Source organism: Streptomyces sp. NPDC039430 (genome assembly GCF_055639435.1).
The window spans coordinates 451184-475797 of sequence record NZ_JBVKAK010000006.1 but is presented as its reverse complement, the minus strand read 5'-3'; the positions used below and the strand labels follow the sequence as shown (position 1 = coordinate 475797).

At 71.9% G+C, this 24614-nt stretch carries 19 protein-coding genes and 1 pseudogene; 9 read left to right on the top strand and 11 right to left on the bottom strand.

Translation table 11 applies throughout. From position 1 onward, the window contains the following. Positions 1-280: 280 nt before the first annotated feature. The 3 genes from ACZ7LS_RS18620 (at position 281) to ACZ7LS_RS18610 (ending at position 5833) form a co-directional block, all read left to right on the top strand. Positions 281-4060, top strand: a complete 3780-nt coding sequence (locus ACZ7LS_RS18620; protein WP_385135945.1) for a S8 family serine peptidase — start codon at positions 281-283, stop codon at positions 4058-4060. 266 nt (positions 4061-4326) lie between these two features. Next, on the top strand, positions 4327-5115 hold the full coding sequence (locus ACZ7LS_RS18615) for an SAM-dependent methyltransferase (protein WP_382671195.1): 789 nt from the start codon (positions 4327-4329) through the stop codon (positions 5113-5115). A gap of 58 nt (positions 5116-5173) precedes the next feature. After that, positions 5174-5833 carry a TetR/AcrR family transcriptional regulator gene (locus tag ACZ7LS_RS18610; RefSeq protein ID WP_382515383.1) on the top strand — a complete coding sequence of 220 codons (660 nt, stop codon included), beginning with the start codon at positions 5174-5176 and terminating at the stop codon, positions 5831-5833. 49 nt (positions 5834-5882) lie between these two features. Here ACZ7LS_RS18610 and ACZ7LS_RS18605 read toward each other — a convergent pair whose 3' ends face one another. Beyond that, positions 5883-6761 carry an alpha/beta fold hydrolase gene (locus tag ACZ7LS_RS18605; protein ID WP_382515386.1) on the bottom strand — a complete coding sequence of 293 codons (879 nt, stop codon included), beginning with the start codon at positions 6759-6761 and terminating at the stop codon, positions 5883-5885. Positions 6762-6930: 169 nt separating this feature from the next. On the opposite strand from ACZ7LS_RS18605, the gene ACZ7LS_RS18600 reads away from it, so the two are divergent. From ACZ7LS_RS18600 to ACZ7LS_RS18590, 3 genes are all read left to right on the top strand, one after another. After that, entirely contained in the window at positions 6931-8994 is a 2064-nt protein-coding gene (locus ACZ7LS_RS18600) for an AfsR/SARP family transcriptional regulator (RefSeq protein WP_385135941.1), read from the top strand. Between the two features lie 251 nt (positions 8995-9245). After that, positions 9246-10760, top strand: a complete 1515-nt coding sequence (locus ACZ7LS_RS18595) for an FUSC family protein (protein WP_385135974.1) — start codon at positions 9246-9248, stop codon at positions 10758-10760. A gap of 166 nt (positions 10761-10926) precedes the next feature. Then, positions 10927-11985 carry a lactonase family protein gene (locus tag ACZ7LS_RS18590; protein ID WP_382515391.1) on the top strand — a complete coding sequence of 353 codons (1059 nt, stop codon included), beginning with the start codon at positions 10927-10929 and terminating at the stop codon, positions 11983-11985. A gap of 257 nt (positions 11986-12242) precedes the next feature. Here the strand turns inward: ACZ7LS_RS18590 and ACZ7LS_RS18585 are convergent, their stop codons facing one another. From ACZ7LS_RS18585 to ACZ7LS_RS18570, 4 genes and pseudogenes are all read right to left on the bottom strand, one after another. Further along, positions 12243-13163, bottom strand: a complete 921-nt coding sequence (locus tag ACZ7LS_RS18585) for a sirohydrochlorin chelatase (RefSeq protein ID WP_382875511.1) — start codon at positions 13161-13163, stop codon at positions 12243-12245. 95 nt (positions 13164-13258) lie between these two features. Then, positions 13259-14278 (bottom strand): N-acetylglucosamine kinase, encoded by a 1020-nt coding sequence (locus tag ACZ7LS_RS18580; RefSeq protein WP_385135937.1) that lies wholly within the window; start codon positions 14276-14278, stop codon positions 13259-13261. Between the two features lie 100 nt (positions 14279-14378). Beyond that, the gene (locus ACZ7LS_RS18575; RefSeq protein WP_129771673.1) at positions 14379-15056 is read right to left on the bottom strand and encodes a uracil-DNA glycosylase; all 678 of its coding nucleotides are present in this window, start codon (positions 15054-15056) and stop codon (positions 14379-14381) included. Positions 15057-15129: 73 nt separating this feature from the next. Next, positions 15130-16288, bottom strand: a pseudogene (locus tag ACZ7LS_RS18570) (NADH:flavin oxidoreductase/NADH oxidase). 220 nt (positions 16289-16508) lie between these two features. Here ACZ7LS_RS18570 and ACZ7LS_RS18565 point away from each other — a divergent pair. Together ACZ7LS_RS18565 and ACZ7LS_RS18560 are read left to right on the top strand one after the other, a co-directional pair. Next, positions 16509-16895: an ArsR/SmtB family transcription factor gene (locus ACZ7LS_RS18565; RefSeq protein ID WP_382671401.1), complete on the top strand. Its 387-nt coding sequence runs from the start codon at positions 16509-16511 to the stop codon at positions 16893-16895. 104 nt (positions 16896-16999) lie between these two features. Further along, positions 17000-17968: a DUF6214 family protein gene (locus ACZ7LS_RS18560; protein WP_385135935.1), complete on the top strand. Its 969-nt coding sequence runs from the start codon at positions 17000-17002 to the stop codon at positions 17966-17968. Between the two features lie 71 nt (positions 17969-18039). On the opposite strand, the gene ACZ7LS_RS18555 is transcribed toward ACZ7LS_RS18560, so the two are convergent. Next, the gene (locus ACZ7LS_RS18555) at positions 18040-18726 is read right to left on the bottom strand and encodes a DUF305 domain-containing protein (RefSeq protein WP_382515409.1); all 687 of its coding nucleotides are present in this window, start codon (positions 18724-18726) and stop codon (positions 18040-18042) included. A 158-nt stretch (positions 18727-18884) separates the two neighbouring features. Between ACZ7LS_RS18555 and ACZ7LS_RS18550 the strand changes: the two genes are divergently transcribed. Next, entirely contained in the window at positions 18885-20381 is a 1497-nt protein-coding gene (locus tag ACZ7LS_RS18550; protein WP_382515412.1) for an LVIVD repeat-containing protein, read from the top strand. Here ACZ7LS_RS18550 and ACZ7LS_RS18545 read toward each other — a convergent pair. The 5 genes from ACZ7LS_RS18545 to ACZ7LS_RS18525 form a co-directional block, all read right to left on the bottom strand. Beyond that, positions 20357-21010, bottom strand: coding sequence for a TetR/AcrR family transcriptional regulator (locus tag ACZ7LS_RS18545; RefSeq protein ID WP_382515415.1), 654 nt, complete (start codon positions 21008-21010; stop codon positions 20357-20359). The two genes, ACZ7LS_RS18550 and ACZ7LS_RS18545, sit on opposite strands and share 25 nt — an antisense overlap. A 215-nt stretch (positions 21011-21225) precedes the next feature. Further along, positions 21226-21936, bottom strand: coding sequence for an HAD family hydrolase (locus ACZ7LS_RS18540; RefSeq protein WP_382515417.1), 711 nt, complete (start codon positions 21934-21936; stop codon positions 21226-21228). A gap of 19 nt (positions 21937-21955) precedes the next feature. After that, positions 21956-22657 (bottom strand): phosphatase PAP2 family protein, encoded by a 702-nt coding sequence (locus ACZ7LS_RS18535; protein ID WP_382515419.1) that lies wholly within the window; start codon positions 22655-22657, stop codon positions 21956-21958. A gap of 104 nt (positions 22658-22761) precedes the next feature. Next, positions 22762-23697 carry a M56 family metallopeptidase gene (locus ACZ7LS_RS18530; RefSeq protein WP_382515421.1) on the bottom strand — a complete coding sequence of 312 codons (936 nt, stop codon included), beginning with the start codon at positions 23695-23697 and terminating at the stop codon, positions 22762-22764. 182 nt (positions 23698-23879) lie between these two features. Then, positions 23880-24464: a DUF5134 domain-containing protein gene (locus ACZ7LS_RS18525; RefSeq protein WP_382515424.1), complete on the bottom strand. Its 585-nt coding sequence runs from the start codon at positions 24462-24464 to the stop codon at positions 23880-23882. Positions 24465-24614: the final 150 nt, after the last annotated feature.

Here is a 24614-nt window from a genome sequence, read left to right as displayed (position 1 = left end):
AGTGGTTGAGGCCGTTGTGGTTTGGCGCCGGGGTTTCGGCCCCAGGCGCCCGTCCCGTCCACCCGTCCCGTCCACCCGTCCCGTCCACCCGTCCCGTCCGTACGGCGGGCGGGCGGGTCGGGCGGCAGGTCAGGAGCCGGCCGGCGGACGCGCGTGGCAGATTGCCGCCATGGCGACTTACCGCCAGTATCCGGCGCTGTGTTCGAAGAAAAGGAGCGCCGAGACTCTTCGCAGCACCCGAACCCACCTCCTGCACCGGGTGCTTGAGGAGAGGCAACTCATGACCAGAGCACCGGCGAGACGCGGAGCCCGGCTGCTGGCAGCCGGGCTCTCGCTCGTACTGCTCCCCGCCGGACAGGCCGTCGCGGCCGGCGCCGGCCACACCTCCGCCACCACCGACGCGGCGCAGCCGTCGAACGCGACCGCCCGCTCCGCGCACACCGTCACGCTCGTGACGGGCGACAAGGTGACCGTCACCGATCTGGGCGGCGGTCGGCGCACCGTCTCCGTGGAGCGTCCCGAGGGCGCGACCGGAGCGGTGCGCAGCGAGATCTCCGGCGGCAGGATCACCGTCGTACCGGACGAGGCCGCGCCCTATCTCCGGTCCGGCGCCCTCGACAAGCGGCTCTTCGACGTCACATCGCTGATCGAGCTGGGTTACGACGACCGCGGCGCCGACACACTGCCGCTCATCGTCACGTACGGCAAGGGCAGCAGGGCCGCGACCCCGCGCGGCGCCGACCGGATACGGTCGCTGCCGAGCGTCAATGGCGCCGCCGTCGAGGCGTCGAAGAACGGAACGGCCTTCTGGCGTACGGTCGTTCCCCCCGCGTCATCAGCGTCATCAGCGTCATCAGCGTCGTCAGCGTCCCCGACACGCGCAGCGTCCACAGCCCCTTCAGCCCCCGCCACGGCGCGGTTCGCGGCCGGCATCGACACGATCTGGCTCGACGGGCGTGTGACGGCCGGCATGGCCGAGAGCAACGCACAGATCGGCACCCCGAAGGCGTGGGAAGCCGGCCTCACCGGCAAGGGAGTCAAGGTCGCCGTCCTGGACACCGGCGTGGACGCCGGACACCCCGATCTCACCGGCCGGTTGGCCGAGACCAAGAGCTTCATCGAGGGCGAGGAGGTGGCCGACCGCGCGGGACACGGCACCCATGTCACCTCCACCGTCGGCGGCAGCGGCGCGGCCTCGGACGGCAAGGAGAAGGGCGTCGCGCCCGGCGCCGGTCTCGCCGTCGGCAAAGTGCTCAGCGACGCGGGCACCGGCAGCGAATCGCAGATCATCGCCGGTATGGAGTGGGCCGCGAAGGATATCGACGCCAAGATCGTGTCGATGAGCCTCGGTTCGACGGAACCCAGCGACGGAACCGACCCGATGGCCCAGGCGGTCAACACCCTCTCCGCGCAGACCGGCGCGCTCTTCGTGATCGCGGCGGGCAACACCGGCGGCGCGGGCACCATCGGTTCGCCCGGCGCCGCGGACTCCGCGCTGACCATCGGCGCCGTCGACTCCGCCGACCGGCCCGCCTACTTCACCAGCCAGGGCCCGCGCCACGGCGACAACGCCCTCAAGCCGGACCTGTCCGCCCCCGGTGTCGGCATCCTCGCCGCCCGCTCCCGGCTCACCGAGGGCAGCGGCCCGTACACCACGATGAGCGGCACCTCCATGGCCACCCCGCATGTCGCCGGAGCCGCCGCGCTGCTCGCCGAGAAGCACCCCGACTGGTCCGGGCAGCGGCTCAAGGACGCGCTCATGAGCACGTCCGCGCGGCTCACCGACTCCGCCTACGCGCTCGGCGCGGGCCGGGTCGACGTACCGGCCGCCGTAAACGCGGCCATCACCGCGACCGGCAGCGCCGACCTCGGCTTCCACCGCTGGCCGTACGAGGACAACCAGCCCGTCACCCGCACGGTCGGCTACGCCAACTCCTCCGGCAGTCCCGTCACGCTGAGCCTCGCCGCGGAGGGCGCCGCCGACGGAGTCGTGACACTCGCCGACACCACCCTGACCGTCCCGGCGCACGGTACGGCCACGACGACCGTCACCGGCGACGGCACGAAGGCCCCCGTCGGCAGCACCTCGGGCCGTATCGTCGCGAAGAACGGTGACACGGTCGTCGCACACACCGCCTTCGGCCTGGTCAAGGAGGAGGAGCGGTACACCCTCACCGTCCACGCCAAGGACCGGGACGGCGCGCCCACCGCCGCCCCGCTCGCGGTGCAGAGGCTCGCCGAAGGCCATGACCCCTTCTCGGCCACGGTCGGAGACTCCGGAACGCTCCAGCTGCGCCTGGCGCCCGGCAGCTACGCCGTCTCCTCGTTCCTCGACGTACGCGGCGGCAAGGGGAAGGACTCGCTCGGCCTCGGTTTCCTCTCCGAACCCGAGGTCGTGATGGACCGCGACCGCGAAATCACCCTGGACGGGCGGCGGTTGCGGGAGATCCGGGCCGAGGTGGACCGGCGGACGGAGACCCGTCAGCTGCTGATGGAGTTCACCAGGGAGGCGAACGGCGCGTCCTACGGCGGGGCCGTGCAGGTGCCCCTCGCCTACGACAGTGTCTTCGCGGCCCCCACGCGTGAGCCCGCCACCGGAACCTTCGAGTACCGCACGGTCTGGCGCCTCGGCAAGCCCCTGCTGGAGCTGACGGCGGGGGGCAAGCGGATCGGGGAGACCGTCGTCCAGTTCGGTTCCGCGCTGCCCGCGGGGCGGCAGCGGCTCCCGCTGGTCGACGCGGGTACGGGAAGCAAGGAGGAGTACGAGGGCGGGTCCGCGCGCGGCAAGGCCGTCGTCGTCCGCGCGAGCGACGCCGTCAGCCCGCGACAGCTGGCCCGGAACGCACAGGACGCGGGCGCCAAGGCGCTGTTCGTCACCGACGACGCGCCCGGCAGGCTGCTCGCCGACTTCGCCACGGAATCCGGCGAAGAGCGTCCGCTGACCATCGCCACCGTCAACTCGGCCGACGGCACACGGCTGTTGGAGTCGGCGAGGCGCCACCACAGCGCGGAGCTGACCGGCACGCGCCACACCCCGTACGTCTACGACCTCTCCGAGGGCCACCCCGGGGCCATCCCCGAGGATCTGGTCTACCGGCCGGGGAAGCGTGAACTGGCCGTGCTGGACACGAAGTTCCATGCGGCAAAGCCCGTCGACGGCGGAGAGTTCCGCTACTCGATCACGGACACCTTCCCCATCGGCTTCGGCTTCCCGGAGAAGACCGCCTACCCGGCGGAGCGCACCGACTACGTCAGCACGGGCACCGGCCAGCACTGGCACGAGTCCGTCACGGCGGGCCCGACCACGCTCGAACAGCGCGGCGGCGTGGTGACCTATCGCGGCGGCACACACTCCGCACTGAACTGGTTCAAGCCGGTGCTGCATCCATGGCTGGGCACCGGGCTGGGCTGGGGACAGCAGCGCAGGGGCAATGACCTGCGGTTCAACACACCGGGCTGGGGCGACTCGGGCCCCGACCACACCGGCTTCGGCGATGTGTGGAGCGACGACTCGATGACGCAGACCACCGAGGTGTACGCGAACGGGCAGCTCGTCGACCGCAAGACCAGCTCGGGCGCGTACGCCTGGGACGCCGACCCGGCCGAGCGGACGTACAAGGTCGTCACGGACACCACCCTCGACCCGGAACGCTGGCGGCTGTCCACCAAGGGCCACTCGGAGTGGACCTTCCGCTCCGCGGAGACCCCCGCGGACCGCGAGACCTTCCTGCCGCTCCTCAACCTCGGCTTCGATGTCGACACCGATCTCGCGGGCGACGTGCGCGCGGGCAAGCGGCTGTCACTCGGCATCTTCTCCGAGTACGTCAAGGGAGCACCGGACACCGGCACGATCGGTGGCGGCCGGCTGGAGGTGTCGTACGACGACGGCAAGAGCTGGACGGCCGTCTCCCTGGACCGGGCCGGAGGCAAGCGGACGGCCTGGGAGGGCACCGTACGGATACCGAAGGACGCGGTGTATGTCTCCCTGCGCGCCTCCGCCACCGATGACCGGGGCGGATCGGTGACCCAGGAGATCATCCGGGCGGTGGGCGTCAAGTAGCGCCGCTTCAGGGCTCGGTGGCCCTGTCGCCCTATGACTCGGTGGACCGGTACGGCCGACAACGTGCGCCGTACCGGTCCACCGGGCCCCGCACCACCGTGAACTGCCGGACGAAGGCCGAAGGGAACAGGCCAACTCGCCCCGCACACAGGTGTATAGCGACAAGGGCGTACCAACTCCGTCCTCTAGTCTGTCAGTTCGTCCGCACACCCGCGCGGGTAGGCATCATCCGTCCCTTCTCGGCCCCCACATTCAGGAGCGTCCCCGTGACGGTCGGCAGGCTCAGGCGCCAAATCGACACGAGTAAGCCCCACCCCGCTCGTGTGTACGACTATTTTCTCGGCGGCAAGGACCACTACCCCGTCGATGTCGAGATGGCGGAGCAACTGGCCGCGGGCGCGCAGCGCGGCGCCCAGATCAACCGGGAGTTCATGCACCGCGCCGTCGCCTGGACGGCTCGCGAGGGTATCGACCAGTATCTCGACATCGGTACGGGTATCCCCACCGAGCCGAATCTGCACCAGGTCGTCCAGGAGATCCTCCCGGCGTCCCGGATCGTCTACACCGACAACGATCCCATCGTCCTGCGCCACGCGGAGGCTCGCCTCGTCAGCGGCTCACAGGGGGCCACCGACTACCTGGAGGCGGATGTCCGCCGCCCGGAGGAGATCCTCGAACACGCCCGTGCGTTACTGGACTTCAGCCGCCCCGTGGTGCTGTCGCTCATCGCGCTGATGCATTTCGTCCCGGACGAGGACGACCCGTACGGCATCACCCGCACCCTGGTGGACAGCCTGCCCTCCGGCAGCGTCCTGATCGTGTCGCACGGCACCGCCGATTTCCTCGATCCCGAGCAGGCGAGCAAAGTCACCGGGACCTACCGGAAGGGGGGCATCTCCCTGTGCCCCCGCACCCGCGCCGAGGTGGAGCGGTTCTTCGAGGGAACCGACCTCGTGGACCCGGGCCTGGTCAGGGCGCCCGAATGGTACCGGGACACGGCGGCGCCGGAGCGCGAGGAGAGCGGCTTCTATGTCGGAGTGGCGCGCGTACGGTAGGCAATTCCTCCCCCCTGTCCCCGGCCGGGACAGGAACGGGCGCCGCTAAGCTGGCCTCATGTCTGATACTCCGCAACCCGTTGCCCGTCCGCGAGGGCGTCCGCGTAAAGACGCCCAATTCGCGCCGACCGACCAGGTGATGGCCGCGGCGATCGAGGCTTTCTCGGTGCACGGATACAACGGGGTTTCCCTGCGGACGGTCAATGACCAATTGGGTGTCAGCCGCAACCTTCTCTATCAGCGCTTCGGCTCGAAAGCCAACCTGTGGCGCGCTGCCGTCGACTGGGCTTTCCGCCCGCTCCTGGAGCATCTCGAAGCCGCGGACGACGAATCCGCCGACCCCATGGTGCGGCTGCGGGTACTGATCCGGAGTTTCATCGAGTATTCGGCGACCCGCCCCTATCTCGGACGTCTGGTCACGGTGGAGGGAGGGGCCCATACGGAGCGGGTGGACTATCTCTACCACCAGTACATCGAGCCCGTACGATCGCGAATCACCCCCGTTTTCGATCTGCTGCGAGAGCAGGGACGAATCAAGAATATCCCGTACGAGGTCTTCTATTTTCTTCTCACTTCCGGCGGTCCCGCGCCCTATGGACAGATCGGGTTCGCCGCGCTGATGAACCCGGAAGTGACCTCACAGGACGAGGCGCGCGTACGGCTCTACGCCGAGAATGTCGCCGAAGTGCTCATCAACGGAATCTCCCTGCCCGGCTGAGGACGCGGTGGGCCCCGGGCCGCGCTTCCTCAGCCGCTGAGCGGGCCCGTCACCGGATGAGCAGATCCCGCAGGGCCTTGGCGATATCGGCGGGAGCTTCCTCCGCCATGAAGTGGCCGTAGGTGACGGAGACATGGCGCAGATCGGCGGCCCACGCTCCCCAGAGGGCCCGGGCGTCGTAGCCGAGGGCCGCGCCCCAGTCCTGCTGGAGGACGGTGACCGGCATCCGCAGCCGCTCGCCGGCATCCCGGTCCGTACGGTCGTGGTCGGCGTCGACGCCCGCCGAGGCGCGGTAGTCGGCGACGATGGAGGGCACCGCGGCGCGGCAGGCGTCGAGATACGCGGCGCGGACATCGGCGGGGATCGCCCGCGGGTCGCCGGTCCAGCTGTCCAGGAAGTGGCCGAAGAAGTCGTCCGCGCAGGCGGTGATCATCCGCTCGGGCAGGCCGGGCGGCTGGGCCATCAGATAGAGATGGAAGCCCACGGCCGCGGTGGTGCCGTGCATCACCTCCCACATGTCCAGGGTCGGCAGCACGTCCAGGCAGGCCAGGTGGGTGATCGTCGCGGGGTGGTCGAGGGCGGCCCGGAAGGCGACCAGAGCGCCCCGGTCGTGCCCTGCCAGCGCGAAGCGCTCATGACCCAGCGCGCGGGCCAGGGCGACGATGTCGGCGGCCATGGTGCGCTTGGAGTATGTGGCGCCATCGGCCTCGGCGGGTTTGTCGCTGGCGCCGTAGCCGCGCAGATCGGGGCAGATCACGGTGTGATCGGCCGCGAGATCGGCGGCGACATGCCGCCACATCAGATGGGTCTGGGGGAAGCCGTGCAGCAGCACGACCGGACTGCCCGTGCCCGCGACGGCCGCGTTCAGCGACACGCCGTCGGCGACGGGAACGCGCCGGTAGTCGAAGCCGGCGATGGCAGGCGTCATGGTTCCGCCTCTTTCCTTTGACTGATCCGGTCGGCCGGGGTGACGTGGCCGCCCCGGCCGGACGGTGTGAACAGGTGCCTTCAGCCTGCCGGGCGCGAATGAGCATCGGATCAGCGCGCTATAGCGTGGCCGGGGGCGCAGCCACGCCCGACGGAAGGGGTGGTCACGGGTGCGGGTCGGGTTCGGGGTCCTGGGGCCGGTGACGGCCTGGGACGGTACCGGGGGCGCGATCGGGCTGAAGGGCCCTAGGCACCGCGCGGTGCTGGCCCGGCTGATCGTCGCCCGCCGCCGCGTCGTCCCGGTCGGCCGCCTGGTCGAGGATCTGTGGGCGGATCCGCCGCCGGGCGCGGTGGGGGCCGTACGCACCTTCGTGGCCGCGCTGCGCCGCGCGCTGGAGCCGGAGCGTCCACCCCGCGCCCCGGCCGGGCTGCTGATCACGGAGGGGCCGGGATACGCGCTGCGCGCGGAGTTCGACGCCGTGGACGCCTGGCGCTTCGAGCGTGCGGTGACCACCGCCGCGACGCTGCCCCCGGGAGACGCGCTCGCGCGGCTGGAAGAGGCGCTGGGGTGGTGGCGAGGGCCCGCGTACGCGGAGTTCTCCGACGCGGCCTGGGCCCGCGCCGAACGCTCCCGCCTGGCCGAACTGCGGCTGCACGCCGTCGAGCGGCGGGCCGAGGCCCGGCTGTCCCTGGGCCTGGCGGCCGAGGCGGTGCCGGACCTGGACGCGCATGTGTCCGAGCACCCCTGGCGCGAGGACGCCTGGCGGCTGCTGGCACTCGCGCTCTACCGGACCGGCCGCCAGGGCGACGCGCTCGCGATGCTGCGCCGGGCACGCACGCTCCTGGTGGAGCAGCTGGGCGTGGACCCGGGCCCGGGGCTGCGCCGGCTGGAAGCGGACATCCTCGCCCACGCCGACCACCTCGACCCCTCGGCCGGAGAGGCCGGGTCTTTCGGACCGGGCGGACCGGCCGGACCGCCCGGCAGTGGGGACGGCGCGGCGGGACAGGTGTGGGCGCGGGCGGCCGCCGCGTACGACCGTACGGTCGCCACCGGCGCCCGTGCCCGCCTGGAATCGACCGTGGGTCTGCTGCGCGGTCTCGCGGTGACCGGGGGCGGCGGCCTGGAGGCCGCCCGCCTGCACCGCGTGGCGGCCATCACGGCGGCGGAGGAGCTGGGCGACCCGGCGCTGACCGCCCGGGTGATCGGCGCGTACGACGTCCCCGCGATCTGGACGCGCTCGGACGACCCGGAGCAGTCGGCGGCCGTCGTGGCCGCCGCCGAGCGCACCCTGACCGCGCTCCCTCCCGGCGGCCACGAGGGGGCCGGGGCCCGGCTGCTCGCCACGATCGCGCTGGAGTCGCGCGGCACCCCGCCCCACGCCCTCCGGCGGGGCGGCACCCGCTCGGCACGCGGCCTCCAGGCCGCCCGGCAGGCGGAGGCGATCGCACGCGGCCTGGACGATCCCGCACTGCTGGCCTTCGCGCTCAACGGGGTGTTCATGCAGACCTTCCACCGCGCGGGTCTGGCTCCGCGCCGGGACGGGATCGGCGCCGAACTGGTCGCTCTGGCCGCCCGCCACGATCTGGTCACCTACGAGGTACTCGGCCACCTCATCCGTCTCCAGGCGCGCGGCGCGCTCGCCGACTTCTCCGGAGCCGACGGACACGCGGCCGCCGCCGACCGGCTGGCCGAGCGCCATGAGCTGCCGCTCGTGGGCGTATTCACCCGGTGGTACCGGGCGTTGCGGCTGGCCGAGACCGGCCGGGCACCGGTGGCCGAGGTGGAGACGGCGTACCGGCACGCCGCCGCGCGTCTCGACGGAGCAGGCATGCCCGGCCTGGAACGTGGCCTGCTGCCGCTCGCGCTGCTGTGCCTGCGGGTGCGGCACGGTCTGCCGGCCCCGGCCGGCGAGCACCTCGACTGGGGGCCGTACGAGCCATGGGTCCGCCCCCTCGTGCTGCTGGCCCGGGACCGCCGCGACGCGGCCGGGACGGCGCTGCGCGAGAGCCCGGACCCGCCGCCCGACCTGTTGTTCGAGGCGCTGTGGTGTCTCACCGCGCGGGCGGCCGTCGCCCTGGGTGACCGGGAGACGATGCGGCGTGCGCACGGCGCACTGGCCCCGGCGGCGGCGGAGTTGGCGGGAGCGGGCAGCGGCCTGCTCAGCCTCGGCCCGGTCGCGAGATACCTCGATGAGCTCGCCACCGCGGGATCGGCCGGCACGGAAGGACCGTAAGCCCGTAAGTCCCGCGGAAACCCGTAAGTCCTGCGAAAGCCGTTGAGCTGCCACAGGGAAAGCCGAGGCACCACCGTGGCCCGTTGGCCCTCCACCCACTCGTGACGATCAAGGCCTACTGTGCCAATGGCCCAGTGGCTCAGAGCCCGCTTGAGCCACTGGGGCCAAGGGTGCTGTGATGGAACCATCAATGGCGCTGCGGATCCCCGCGGCGCCTTTCTCATGCCGGAGTGAAAACGGGCGGGCTGGCAGTGCTGAAGAGGATGTTCGTGAGTCCCGATCCGGGACGGCTGCGGCTGTACGGTGCCGTACGCGCCGTTCTCGGCATCGGCCTGGCCGTCCTCGTGTGCGGGGCCGCCGGTCATCCCCTCGCCGGAGTCATCACCGGTGGGCTCGCCGCGCTCCTCGCCCTCTTCACGGTCACCGACACGACGGTCCGCGGCCAGGCCGTCACCACCGCGCTCCTGCCCGCCGTCGGCTTTCCGGTGCTCGCCCTCGCGTCCGCGCTGCACGATCACCCGCTGCTCCGCGACGCGGCGTTCCTCGTCGTGGCCGCCGCCGGGGTGTACGCCCGCCGCTGGGGGCCGCGAGGCCATGCCCTGGGGGTCTTCGGATTCATGACCTTCTTCGTGGCGCAGTTCCTGCACACGGTCCCCGCGCGGCTGCCCGGTCTGTACTCCGCGGTTCTGCTCGCCCTGCTCGCCTCGTCGGCCGTGCGCTTCGGGGTCTGGTGCTACGAGCGACGGCTGCCGCCGCCCGCCGTACCCGCGCCGCCCGGTGCGTCCGGCGTGGTCCGCACGGCCACCCGGCAGGCGGTTCAGGTGGCCGTCGCGGGTGCCCTCGCGCTCGGCGCGGGCCAGCTGCTCTCGCAGGACCGGTGGTACTGGGCCGTCGGCGCGGCCTGGTGGATCTTTGTGAACACCGCCTCACGCGGGGAGACCCTGGTCCGCGGCTTCCGGCGGACGGTCGGCACGGCCGCGGGATGCGCCGTCGGGCTGGTCGTGGCGGTACCCCTGCACGGCGCGCCCGGCCCCACCGCCGCGCTCGTCGCCCTGTGCGTGTTCGGGATCTTCTACACCGCCGCGGTCTCCTACAGCTGGATGATCTTCTTCGTGACCGTCATGGTCGGCCTGCTGTACGGGCTGCTCGGGGTGCTCGACCCGGGGCTGCTCGCCCTGCGGCTGGCGGAGACCGGTGTGGGGGCGCTCGGCGCGACGGCGGCCGTCCTTCTCCTGCTGCCGGTGACCACACACGCCGTCACCGACGCGTGGATCCAGCAGGCGCTGCGCTGTGTCCACGGCTGCACCACCACGGCCGCCCGCCGCCTCGCCGGGGACGAACACGCCGACCCCGGGCCGCTCGCCGCGGAACTGGAGCTGCTGCTCGGCCGGGTACGGATGTCCCTCGCGCCGCTCGTCCACCCGCTGAACCCGTCGCGGGCGCGCCGGGCCAGAGCCCGCCAGGTGCTCGTCCTGCTGGACGCATGCGCCCGCGAGGTACGGGGGTTCGCCGCGGTGGCCGCCGACCCCGCCGCCTCGCACGACGCCCGGCTCGTCGCCGCCTGCCGCCGGGTCGAGGCCGCCGTACGCGAGCTGGCACCGCCCGTGGCGGAGCCCGCCCCTCCGGTGCCCGGGGCGCCGGAGACGCCGCACCACCACCCCGGGGCCGAAGCGGCGCTGGCCCATCTGCGGGGCCTGGAGCGGGCCCTCGCGGATCTCTCCGCGCCTCTGCGCACGGCGCCGCGCGGCCCGCTCGTCCCCGCCTGAGCTGCCGGAAGGCGCCTCGAAACGGCCCACCGGGCCGGGCGATTGGTCCAGACCCCCTGCTACCGTCTGCCCCGGACACCGGGGGAGCGGTGGCCGACGCGACGGGCGCGGAGACGCGACGGGCGCGGAGACAGCCGAAGAGATCAGCCGGAGAAGGGGACAGACAGTGAGCGGCAGGAACGACGGGCGGGCCTTCATCGGATCGTTCACCTCCACGGGGGGCCGCGGGATCACCACCGTCACCGTGGACGAGGAGACCGGAGCCCTGACGGAGCGCGGAGTCACCGACGCCGTCGCCGATCCGTCCTACCTCGCGCTCGCCCCGGACGGATCCGTGCTCTACGCGGTCTCCGAGACCGAGGAAGGCGCGGCGGCGGCGTTCAGGACACCGGCGGCGGACGCGGGGAACGGAGCGGCTCGGCCGCTGGGGGAGCCCGTACCGGTCTGCGGCGCCGGCCCCACCCATCTCACCCTCGCCGCCGGGCATCTGCTGACCGCCAACTACGGTTCGGGCAGCGTCACCGTGCTGCCCGTCGGCACCGACGGCGCGCTCCGGCCGGCGAGCGGAGTGACCAGGCACGAAGGCTCCGGGCCGCATCCGGACCGCCAGCGCGGACCCCACGCGCACCAGGTGGTCACGGACCCGAGCGGCCGGTGGATCCTCACCACCGACCTCGGTACCGACTCCGTCCGGATCAGCGCTCTCGACGCCACCGCCGGCGAGCTGACACCGCACGCCGAGACCGCGCTGCGCCCCGGCACCGGACCGCGCCATCTCGTCTTCCACCCGGGCGGCGGCCACGCGTACGTGCTCAACGAACTGGAGCCGACGCTCACCCTGTGCCGCTGGGACGCGGAGCGGGGTCTGCTCGAACCGGTGGGCGAAGCCCCGGTCCTGCCCGACGGTGTGGACGTCGAGGGCTTCGGCTCCGAGGTGGTCGTGTCGCACGACGGACGCTTCGTCTGGGCGGCGGTCCGCGGCCATGACAGCATCGCCGTCCTCGCGCTCGACGCGACATACGAGAAGGCCGAACTGGTCACCTCGGTGGACTGCGGCGGGCGCTGGCCGCGCGATCTCGCGCTGGACCCGGCGGGCGGCCGCCTCTACGCCGCGAATGAGCACTCCGGGGATGTGACCTGGTTCGACGTGGATCCGGCGACGGGTATTCCGGTACGGGCCGGTTCCCTCGCGGCCCCCGCCGCCTCCTGCGTGGTCTTCGGCTGACCGGTCACCGGCCGGGTCACCGGTCGGCCCTCCGTCCCGGACGATCCTCTCCGTACGGGCGAATCCACCCGTACGAGCGGACGTGACCGTACGCACGAAGGCGACCGTACGCACGGATGTGTCCGTACGCACGGATGTGTCCGTACCGACGCGGAAGGGCCCGCGCCGGAGTGATCCGGGGCGGGCCCTTTCCATGGGTACGGGCGTGCTGCGCTCCCGTACTCAGGGGCGTGCGGCGCACGGCCGGTACGGGTGCGTCAGTGCGTCGGCGTCCCCTGCGGCTGCGCGGGAATGCCCAGTGCGGCCGTGTACTTCGACAGCACCAGCTTCCCGATCGCCGGGTACGCGCCCAGCGGCTCGGCGGCGGCGCAGTCCGCCTCCTTCAGCGCCGCTTCGAGCAGGCCCTCGGGCAGCTCGGGACCGATCAGATACGGGGCGAGCGCGAGCTGGGTGGAACCGGCCTCGCGCAGTTCCTGGGCCACGGCCGCGATCGAGCCCTCCTCGTCGAGCGCGGCGGCCATGACCGGTACGGCGAGGCGCGCGGCCAGCAGCATTCCGGTGATCCCCGCGGTCTGCACCGCTTCCTTGCCCCCCACTGTGGCCAGGATGATCCCGTCGGCCGCGGTGGCGACCGTGAACAGCCTGGCGCGGTCGGCGCGGGCCAGGCCGGCCTCCGACAGGCGTACGTGCAGCCCTTCGGCGAGCAGCGGATGCGGACCGAGGACATCGGTCAGCTCCGCGGTCGCGCCGCTGTCCGCGACGGCCTGACCTATCCGCGTGACCAGCCCACTGTCAGGTCCCGCGAGCAGCGGTACGACGACGGCGGCCGGACCCTCGGGCTCGGCCACCTCGCGGCCCGCCGCCTTCGCCAGCTCGTAGCGTTCGGTACGCAGCGCGGCGGTCCCGGCCAGGACGCTCTGCAGCGTGGGGTACTCGGAGTCGTCGCCGTCCAGGAAGCCGATGACGGCGTCGAGGCCGGGCAGCTCGGAACGGGCGATACTGACGACCTCTTCGGCCAGACCGCGGACGGCGGCCGAGGGCGTGCCGGGCACGGCGACGACGAGTGCCGACGCGCCTTCGGGAGCAGCGACCGGTTCGGGGCGGCGGTGGCGCCCCGACTGACGGGGTCGCGGCATTCGTACAGGCAGGCCGGATGCGGGCCCAGTGGGGGTGCTCATGGCGTCGAATGCTACTGGTTTTGTGGGCGCGGCTGTTCGGGGAGGGGGCAGTGGCGAACCATCTGTCCTTATTTATCCGTTAGGTGTTTTTCTGCTCATCCATCCTGTTCTGTCAGGACGTTCAGCAGGCGCGCGTCGTGCGGCAGCCGGAGCGCGTCCCCGGCGAGCGCCCCCGCGATGAGCAGCGCCCCGCCGAGCGGATCGGCCGCGGCGGACACGGTCGTGGCGTGCGGAAGTTGACCGGCCAGTTCGGCGCGCAGAGGAACGAGCAGCGGCTCGCCGAGGTTGAACAGCCCTCCCGTGAGGGCGACTTCGCACGCGCCCGACGGCGGGCAGACCGCCGCGGCGGCCTCCGCGATATGCCGCGCGGCCGTCGAGACGATGCCCTCCGCGACCGGATCGCCGGCCGCGCAACGGGCCACTTCCGGCGCGAACGAGGCGAGTACCGCGGGCCGGTCGGTACGGGGATAGAGCAGTCCGGGCAGTTCGGGAGCGGGCCCGAAAACCTCTTCCAATCTGGACAGCAGTGCGGGCGATCCGCCGCGCCGTCCGTCGTGCGCGCGCATGGCCGCTTCCAGTCCCGCCCGGCCGATCCAGGCGCCGCCGCCGCAGTCACCCAGCAGATGACCCCAGCCGTCCGCGCGCCGCCAGCCGGTCAGGTCCGTGCCCAGGGCGATCATGCCCGTACCGGCCGCGACGACCGCGCCGGGCCGCTGGCCGAGTGCTCCCGCGTACGCGGTCACCGCGTCCGCCGCGAGCGCCAGCCGCCGCACCCCGAAGGAGCGCTCCAGCGCCGCGGGCAGTTCGGCGCGCAGTCCGTCGCCGAGCGTCGCCATCCCGGCGGCGCCGATCGCGACCGCGGACAGGGCGCCAGGACCCGCACTCGTGTCCGCGTCCACGCCCGCCCGCGCCAGCAGGGTGTCCACCGCGGGCAGCAGCCGGGCGAGCAACTGCCCGGCGTCGATACCCGAGGGGCCCGTGCGCACGGGCCCGGCGGAGGCGGTGGCCGCGACCGTGGTCACGCCCGCCGTCCCGTCGGAAGCGTCGGAAGACGTCGAGCCGAGGGCGAACCGCAGCCCGGAGCCGCCGGAGTCCACGCCCAGCACCCAGCTCATCGGCACACCAGGTTCATCGGCACACCACGTTCATCGGCGTACCCAGCTCATCGGCCTCGGCAGGCTCATCGGCCCCGGTCGGCTCACGCGGGCGTCCGTCTCACGGCAGCCGCCAGTCCACCGGCTGCGCCCCCTGGCCGATCAGCAGGTCATTGGCCCGGCTGAACGGACGCGAGCCGAAGAAGCCGCGGTCCGCCGACATGGGGGAGGGGTGGGCCGATTCGACGGCCGGGTAGTCCCCGAGCATCGGGCGGCAGTTACGGGCGTCACGCCCCCACAGGATGGAGACCATCGGCTTGCCGCGCGCGACCAGGGCGCGAATGGCCTGCTCGGTCACTTCCTCCCAGCCCTTGCCGCGGTGCGCGGCGGGCTTGCGGGGCGCTGTCGTGAGCGCCCTGTTGAGCAGCAGCACCCCTTGCCGCGTCCAGGGCGTCAGATCGCCGTTGGAGGGGCGCGGCAGGCCCAGATCCGTATGGGCCTCCCGGAAGATGTTCTCCAGGCTGCCGGGCAGGGGCCGCACCTCGGGCGCCACCGAGAAGCTCAGCCCCACCGCGTGCCCGGGGGTCGGATACGGATCCTGTCCCACGATCAGGACCCGTACCTCGTCGAACGGCTGCTGGAAGGCGCGCAGCACATTCGGTCCGGCCGGCAGGTACGTGCGCCCCGCGGCGATCTCCGTACGCAGGAAGTCACCCATCTCGGCGATGCGTCCGGCCACGGGGCCCAGCGCATCCGCCCATCCGGGCTCGACGATTTCGTTCAACGGTCGTGCTGCCACGGGGGGCCACTCTACTGGTGCGCACGGCACGCTTCCGCACACACCCGTCAACCGGCCCCCGCCGGGCGGTATTTCAGACGGCCCGGTGGTACTGCTGCGGGGTGTGTACGCGCCCGCCCAGCTCACCGGCGGCGCGGCGGGCCCAGGAGGGGTCGCGCAACAGCTCCCTGCCGAGCAGTACGGCATCGGCCTCACCATTGGCGACGATCTTCTCGGCCTGCTCGGGCTGGGTGATCAGACCGACCGCCGCCACGGGCAGCCGCGTCTCCGCCCGGACCCGGGCCGCGAACGGCACCTGGTAGCCGGGACCGACCGGAATACGTACGTCCGCGGCGTTGCCGCCACTCGACACATCGAGCAGATCCACTCCGTGCGCCAGCAGCTCGTCCGCCAGGCGCACCGTGTCGTCGACGGTCCAGCCCCCCTCGTCCAGCCAGTCGGTCGCGGAGATCCTGAAGAAGAGGGGCAGCTCCTCGGGCCACTCGGCGCGTACGGCGTCCACGACCTCCAGCGCGAACCTCGCGCGGTTCTCGAACGAACCGCCATAGGCGTCGGTGCGCCGGTTGCTGTACGGCGACAGGAACTGCCCGATCAGATAGCCGTGCGCGCCATGCACCTCGACGATCCGGAAACCGGCCTCCCTGGCCCGCCGCGCCGCCGCCGCGAACTGTCCGACGATCTCCTTGATCTGCTCCACGGTCAGTTCGGCGGGCAGCGGATGGCCCTCCGCGAAGGGCAGCGCGCTCGGCGCGAGCGGCTCCCACCCATGGGCCTCGGCGCCGACGGGACCGCCGCCCTTCCACGGCCGGTCGGTCGAGGCCTTCCGGCCGGCGTGCTCGGAAGTCGACGCCGGTGATGGGTACGGCTTCACGGTGCGTGCCGGGTGTCGCATGTAAGTCGGTTCAGTTGGCGTGAGCGAGCTGGATGCCGGCGACGGTGCCCTGCGAGGCGAGGAAGCGGGTGATCCGGCGGAACGCCTCCACCTGCGTGTCGTTCCAGATCCCGAGGTCGGCGGGGCTGATACGGCCCTCCGGGCTGACGGCCGTGGCCTCGACGAGGATCAGCCCGGTGCCGCCGGTGGCGCGCGCGGCGAGATGGGAGAAGTGCCAGTCGTTCGGCACCCCGGCGTCCGGGCCCGTCACGTCCGCGGAGTACTGGCACATGGGCGCCATCCAGACCCGGTTGGGGATGGTCAGGGACCGCAGGGTGTACGGCTCGAACAGTGCGCTCACGGCGGACTCCATTCGGAACGTGGGGCATCGGTGCGTGGGCCACCGGTACCTGGGGCATCGGTACGTGACGGACGGGCCGCCGCCTCGGCGGGAGACCCGTCAACGCCTCGTACGATACCCTTCGTAGTAAGGCGAATGTCAAACTACGAGAACTCTCGTACAATGGACTCTCGCCCGACGAGATCTCGTCGATCAAGCGCGATGAGGCGCGATGGACGGGATGAACGCGATGAACGCGATGAAGTGGAGCCCCGCCGTGACCGCCGCGACCAGTACACGTGAACTCGCGCACCCCTCGTGCGCGGAGATCCGGCTGGAGGGCGTGCTGCACGCGCTCTCCGACCCCTTGCGGCTGCGGATCGTCCGTGAGCTGGCCGTGGTGGACGACGAGCTCTCCTGCTCGCACTTCGAGCTGCCCGTCAGCAAATCCACCACCACCCACCACTTCCGGGTGCTGCGCGAGAGTGGCGTGATCGAGCAGAACTACCGGGGGACGGCCAAGATGAGCGGACTGCGCAGGGAGGATCTGGACCGGCTCTTCCCCGGTCTGCTCGACAGCGTTCTCGGCGCCGCCGCCGCGCAGGCCGGCCGGCTCGGTGACGGCTGATCCGGGAGCGGCCACGGTTGATCCGATGAGCCGACAGGGTGCCGTACGTCTCGGCACGTGCGCGCCATGACAATAAGGGTGGATTGCCTGATTAAGTTGTGAATGTGTCGGAACATAAATTGATTTCCGCCCAGGAATCCCACGAGCGCGACGCTTACCCATGGCCCGTATGGGAAGTGCAGGGGCACGGCACCGTCACCGGTGCCGGGGACCCCAGGGACGGCGCCGCGCGGCGCGAGATCCTGCCCCCCTGGGTCGATATCAGGCTGACCTTCGCGGACGGCGCGCGCATTGATGTGCTCGCGGTGGTACGTGACGGCCGGATCGCCATCGAGGACGCGCAGGCCGACCCGCCGCTCGCCCTGGACGGTTTCGCCGCGCTCGCCGAGGCGATCGAGGCGCCGCTCCACAACGCCTGCCAGGTGGTCGCCGGCCGGCACCGGCCGCCCGCGCCCCAGCCCGACGACGGCGCGGTCTGCGCCGACGCCCCGGTCGCCCCGCTCGCCGCGGGCCCCGGTGACGGGTCGCAGCCGCTGTCGGGGCCGGAGGGGGCGATGGCGCTGGGGGAAGCCGAGCCCGCGTTCGAGTCCCCGTCCGCGCCTCAGCCCGTACCGGCGTCAGAACCCGCACGGGCGTCAGAGCCCGTACCGGCGCCCGAACCCGTACCGGCACCCGAAGCCGGGCCCGTCCACGCGTCGGGTCCCGTTCACGCGGCGGGGTCCGCGCCCGAGCGGCCGGCCGAACGGCCCGCGGGGGAGCCGGCCACAGAACCCGCCCCGCCCGCGCGGCCGGAGTCCGAGCCGGCGGTCGCGCAGCCGTCCGCGCCGGAAGCCGTCCAGGAAGCCCCGCAGGACCAGGTCCAGTCCGGCCGGCACCGCGCCCGTCCGTCCCTCCCGCGCGGCAGCGCCGCCCGGCAGGGCGTCGCCGAGATCTACCGCGCCGCCCAGCAGGCCGGCCAGGACCCGGTGCTCGCCGTGATGTCCGCGACCGGGTTCAGCCGCCGCAAGGCGCTGAGGCTGATCGCGGGCGCACGCGACGAGGGTCATCTGACCCCCCGCCACCACCGGCGCTGACCAACGGCGTTCGTCCCGTCAGTCACTTCCCGCACCGCACGTACGGTTCGTCGCCTGGCCGGGTGTGCACCTCACATGGCGCGCATACGGTTCATCTCGGACGTCTGCTGTGAGATGACATCGTTCGCCATCTCCTCGACCTGGACGTTGTTGCCCTCCGAGAGCGCCTCGGTGGCCATGGTGATCGCGCCCTGATGGTGAGTGATCATCAGCTTGAGGAACAGCTCGTCGAAGGCCTTGCCCTTCGCGGCCCGCAACTGCTTCAGCTGGGCCTCGGTGGCCATTCCGGGCATCGTGCCGTGATCATGGCCCTGGTGCTTCTTCGCCCCGCCGTTGTTCTTCAGCCAGGCTTCCATCATGCCGATCTCGGGCTTCTGCGCGTCGGCGATCCGTGACGCGAGCCGCTTCACCTGCTCGGAGCCCGCCCGTTCCGGCACGAGCGCGGCCATGTCCAGCGCCTGTCCGTGGTGCACGATCATCATCTGCGCATAGGTGAAATCGGCGGAGTTGGGGGTGTTGTCCGGCGCCGCCTTCAGCGCCTCCTCGGCGGAGAGCGTCCTGGCGGGCTCGCCCGGCTTCCCGGGGGCCACCACCCCAGCGCCCTTGCCCGCGTCGGCCTTTGCCGCGTCCGCGCCGCTGTCGCTGCCCGATTCGCAGGCGCCCAGGGCGAGTACGGCGGCGGCGACGGCCGCCGCGACGGCGGACCGGCGAACACGCGGGCTCCGGTGGCGGATCAACACGGCGACCTCCTGCGGCACATGGTGTGGTGGACATTTCCTAGCACGCTTGAGGCAACGAGTGATCAAAAACTTTCATTACATCTCTGTTGCCATCTGTTGAGATGTACATGAGAGGGACGATACTGCCGAGGTCCGTGACCCGCTCATGTCTGGGCGGGGATACAAGGGAGGACGTAGTGAGTTCGTTGCACACCACCCGCGTGCGGCGCAGACGTCTGGGCGTGGCGGCAGCCGCGGTCGGGCTCTTCGCGACGTTGCTGACCGCCGGTCCGGCGGTCGCCACACCCGACCCCGGCGACCGTCAGGCCAAGGAGAAGATCTCCAGCGGCCAGGCCGCCGAGGTGAAGTCGGCCATCCAGAACGGCGAGATACCCGGCGTGGACGAGATCGTCCACAGCCGCAACATCAGTCACCTCGCCAATGTGCCCAAAGACCTGATCAAGGGGACCAATTCGGACCTCGCCTTCCAGGGCAAGTACGCCTTCTCGGGCAACTACGACGGTTTCCGGATCTTCGACATCAGCAACCCGAAGTCCCCCAAGACCGTCGCGCAGGTGCTCTGTCCCGGATCGCAGAACGACATCTCGGTCTCCGGCGATCTGCTCTTCCTCTCCACCGACTCCTCGCGCAGCGACAACTCGTGCACCAGCACGACGCAGCCCGCCACGGAGAAGTCGTCCTGGGAGGGCATGAAGATCTTCGACATCAGCGACAAGCGGAACCCCAAGTACGTCGCCGCTGTCGAGACCGCGTGCGGTTCGCACACCCACACGCTGGTGCCGGAGCGCAAGGACGTCTACATCTACGTCTCCTCGTACTCGCCCAGCGCTTCCTTCCCGGACTGCCAGCCGCCGCACGACGGTATCTCCATCATCAAGGTGCCGCGCAAGTCCCCGGAGAAGGCCGCGATCGTGAACTTCCCGGTGCTCTTCCCCGAGGGCGGAAACCCGGGAGCGCCCACCAACCCGGGTGTCTCGGCGACCACCGGCTGCCACGACATCACGGTGCTGCCCTCCAAGGACCTTGCCGCCGGTGCCTGCATGGGTGACGGCATCCTGTTCGACATCAAGGACCCCGAACGCCCCAGGGTGATCGACCAGGTTCAGGACAATGTCAACTTCGCCTTCTGGCACTCGGCCACCTTCAACCAGAGCGCCAACAAGGTCGTCTTCACCGACGAGCTGGGCGGCGGTGGCGCCGCCACCTGCAACGCCGAGATCGGTCCGACCAGGGGCGCCGACGGCATCTACGACATCGTGGGCAAGGGCGACAAGCGCAAGCTGGTCTTCCGCAGCTACTACAAGATCCCGCGCTACCAGGCGGACACCGAGAACTGCGTGGCCCACAACGGCTCGCTGATCCCGGTCAAGGGCCGCGACATCATGGTCCAGTCCTGGTACCAGGGTGGCGTCTCGGTCTGGGACTTCACCAACTCGTCGAAGCCGAAGGAGATCGCGTACTTCGAGCGCGGTCCGATCTCGGCCGAGACCATGGTCGGCGGAGGCACCTGGTCCTCCTACTACTACAACGGCCACATCTACTCGAACGACATGGTCAAGGGCTTCGACGTGCTCCGGCTCGACGACCGTGTGACCGACCCCGCGAAGCGGGTGCGGATGTCCGAGCTGAACGTGCAGACGCAGCCGGACTACTTCGACCGCTCCGGCCACTGAAGGATCGTGTCCTGACTCGTTCCGCCGGGCGGGCAGCCGCCCGGCGGAACGCCGAGTTCCCATTCCAGCCCGTAGCGCTGGAACAACTCGGCGCGCAGTCGCGGCAGCGGCATCGGGGCGCCCGGCATCAGAACGGCGAAGACCGCTCCCATCAACAGGGCGCGCAGCAGCGGATAATCGCTGTCCGGATCCTGTGAGCCGTACCGCTCCACCGTCTCCCGCAGCAGCCCGGCGAGCCGCTGCTGTTCCGGGCACTGCACGAACCCCTCGGCCTGCAGGATGCCGGCCATATGAGTCCGCATCAGGACGGGGCTGTCCTCGGTGAGCCCGAGAATGGCGTCGATCGCCCGTGCCAGCCGCTCCCGGCCGTCGTCCGTGGCCGGTTCGCGCTCCAGGGCGGTGTGCAGCGTGCGGTGCATCAGCCGGTGCACGGCGGACTGCAGCAACTGCCGCTTCCCCGGGAAGTAGTACGAGACGAGACCGCGCGCGGACCCCGCCCTGTCGGCGATGTCGGCGAGCGTCGTGGCCTCGTAACCGCGTTCGGCGACCAACTCCACCGTCGCCTGCAGCAACCGCTCCCGGGAACGCCGACGGAGTTCTTCATTGACCGATGCGCTCCGCGGGGACATGCTTTACTCCTGCGTTGACTGGCTCCAAGCCAATATACTCAGCGCGTCCCGTCGCAGACCCTTCCGGGCCTGGTCAGCGGGGCTTCCGCCTGCCTTGGGCGACGCGGGGGATCGTCCAAGGCAGGCGATTTCGGCATGCCCGGCCGGCGCGGTGGTGCCCGTTTCGGGCCTCTGGCCGCCCGTTTGAGGCTCTGTTCGCGGCCCTCTTTACGGGTCTATCGCAACGGTCCCCGGGCCGCCAGGGCGATAACGGGCCGCAGTCCCGCCGGGCGCTCCTCGACGGGCAGATGGTCCACGAAATGGACCGAGCAGCCCAGCTCCACCGCTCCGCCGTCCGCCTCGCGGTCGTCGCCCACCATCAGCACATCGTGCGGATCCTGCCCCAACTGCTCGCAAGCGGCCTGGAAGAGCCTGGCGTCGGGCTTCTGGATGCCGTGCTCGTACGAGAGCACATACGCGTCGACGAACGCGTCCAGGCCGTGGGCGCGGAAGACCGGCCGCAGATCCCAGCCGATATTGCTCACTACCGCGATCCCGATGCCCTCGCGTCGCAGCGTGCCGAGTACTTCGGCGGCATCGGCGTACGGACGCCAGGCGTCCGGCGTCATATGACGGTCGTAGAGCGCGTCGTACAGGTCCGGGCCCGGCAGCTCCACCTGCCGGGCGAGCCCCGTGTACGCCGCGCGGTGGCGCCCGGCGCTCTCGTCGCGGGTGGCCCACAGCCCGGCCAGATCCGGCGGCACCCGCTCCGGTGAGGAGCCACCGGGCAGCGCGCCCGCCACGGCGAGCCGCATCGCGTACCGCCGCACTTCGTCGGGGGGTACGGCGATGCCCGCCTCGTCGAGCACGGCGCGCAGCCAGGAGCCCGCGGATTCGATTCGGAAGAGGGTTCCGGAGAAGTCGAAGAGCACACCCTTGAAGGTCATGCGTACGATCCTCGCCGGGTCACCGCTTCCCGGACAAGGTCACGCGCCCGTACACCGAGACCGAGAGCGCGACCAGACAGCCACCGAAAAGCCACCCGGCCATCACGTCCGTGCCCCAGTGCACCCCCAGCCAGAGCCGGGTGAGGCCCGCCCCGGCCACCGATACGGCCGCGACGACGACCGCCGTACGCCACAGCCGGCCGCCGGCCCCGTGGCGGCGTGCCAGCCACAGCAGCAGCCCGCAGGTCACCGCGGCGGTCATGGCGTGTCCGGAGGGGAACGCGGCGAAATGCGCGGAGTCGACCGGGTCGGGCCAGCGCGGGCGCTCACGGCCGACCGCGGCCTTCACCCCCTGGGAGACGGCCGCGCCCAGCGCCGCCGTCCCGGTCGTCCACAGAGCGAGCAGCCGCTCACGCCGCAGCCACAGCGCGATCACGGCCACCGCGGTCAGCAGCCGCATCGTCCAGGGATCCCAGACCCAGTCGGTCAGCACCCGGTTCGCCCAGGTCGCGCCGGGCTCGGCCACCGCGCGGCGGTGGAGGCCCTCCGCGACCCACCGGTCGAAGGAGACCAGCGGGGCCCACTCCGCGACGACGAGGACGGTCAGCACCCCGGAGAGGACGGCCAGCAGCGTTGCCACCGCGCCCGCTCCGGTGAGTCCGGCGAGCGGGGGACGGGCCGGGGACGACGGAGAGGACACGGGGGCCGAGGGGGAGCGCATGGGGTGATCCTCGCGCACGCGGCGCCCGGAGGGCCATCCCGGGGTGGGGCGGGCCATCCCGGAGGCATTCCGGGTGGGGCGAGCCGCTCCAAGATGGGGCGGGGCTATCCCAGGGCGCGAAGAGCCGGTACGAAGGCGACGAGCAGCGGCACCACCGGCACCAGCGCCGCCGCCGCGGTCAGCCGCAGCCTGCGTCCCGCGGTGAGCCGGGGTACGGGCGACAGCAGCCGGTTCACCCGCTGCGGCAGCTGCGCGTCCGGTGTGGTGCCCGGCCCGAACACGCCGCGGTCCTCGTTCAGTTCGACCAGCGCGAGCGCGATCGTCAGCCGTCCGAAGCGCCGCGAAGCGACATCGTCCGCGGCCAGTTCGACCAGCCTGTGCATCTCGTCACGGAACGCCGCGAACACCGGGACCTGCGGGAATCCGTTCGCCAGCGCCCCCGAGCAGTGCAGCAGCCAGTCGTGCCTGGCGCGCGCGTGGCCCTCCTCATGGGCCAGTACGGCATCGAGCTGACGCCCCTTCAGGCGGCGCAGCGCGGCCGTGGTGATGACCAGCTGGGGCGCGGCGCCCGGCAGCCACCACGCGCCGGGACGCTCGCCCTCCAGGACCACGAGGGGCTCACCGCTCGGCTCCTCACCGGGCAGCACGGGGGAGCGTACGAGCAGCTCCTTGCGGCGCTGCCGGCGTCGGCGGCGGGCCCGGTGGATCTCGCGGGTGAGCATCGCGGCCGTCCAGAGGCCACCGCAGGCCAGCAGCACGGTCAGCACGACGGTCCACGGCCCGTGCGAACCGAAGGCGTAGGCCTCCACCACCCCGCGCGGGGCGGGCGCGAAGACATGGCCGCGGACACGGAGCCAGGAGGCGGCGGCGCTGAAGGTCATGGAGAGCGCGAAGCTCAGCAGAACGGCCGCCACGACGCACTGCCACACCCAGAGCGCCACCACCGGCTCGCGCTCCGGCCAGTCGGCGCGCGACAGGAGCCGCGGGGCGACGACGGCGGTCAGCGCACCGAGCAGCAGCAGTGCCAGGGAGACCATCATGGGAGCCAGAGTATGAGGGGTGCGCTACTCAGGGGTATGTCCTTACCTGGCAAGTGACCCACGACACGTTTCGGCGCGGGCGCCGCTGGTCCTGCGGGGCGGATCCTCCCGGGCCGGCCCGACAGGCCCGGCCGGGCCGGATTGAGCGGGAGCGAGCCGAGACCCCCTGTGATCGGCCGTGATCAGAGCGTGAGCAGCATCGCCAGCATCGCGATGCCCATGGCGAGCCGGCAGACCAGCGCCAGCTCCGGCCGCTCGCCCCAGCCCGCCACTGCGGTAGCGCCCCCGCCCTCGGGGCCGGCGGTGGCCGGAACGGGCAGCAGCCGGGCCCCCGCCCACAGCACATAGCCGGCGTAGTACACCAGCAGTACGCCGGTGATCAGCGGCGCTCCGCTCCCCGCGCCGGTCGCGCCCGCCATGTGCGCGCTGTGCGCCCCGGCCGGGGCGACGGCCATGGCCCCGGCCATGTAGACCATCGCGAGCATCCCCAGCAGATGGTGCAGCCGGTGCCCCGAACCGCCGCCGCGGACGAGCGTATGGAGCGCCGCGCCGCAGAACACCACCACGTATCCCGCCCAGACCCACCGGGGCGGTGTCAGCACGGCCGCGGGCACCGCCATGGCCGCCATCCCGAACCCCATCAGGGCCTCACCGCCCACCGAACCGCGCTGCTCGCCCACGCTGCCGCGCAACCGGAGCAGACAGTAGCTCCCGGCCGCCGCGCAGAGCGCGACGAGCAGCCAGCCGGACGTCGCCGTTCCGTGCATCGCGCACCTCTCCGTCTACGGACTCGTCCAGAAAATGCCCGACGCCGACGATGCGCATACGAGCGCAGAGGGACACAGGGGGAGCGCACCGGGGGTCACGGGCCCGGCGGGGCACCGCCGTTCGGTTATTCGCATTTCAGTGGAAACGGA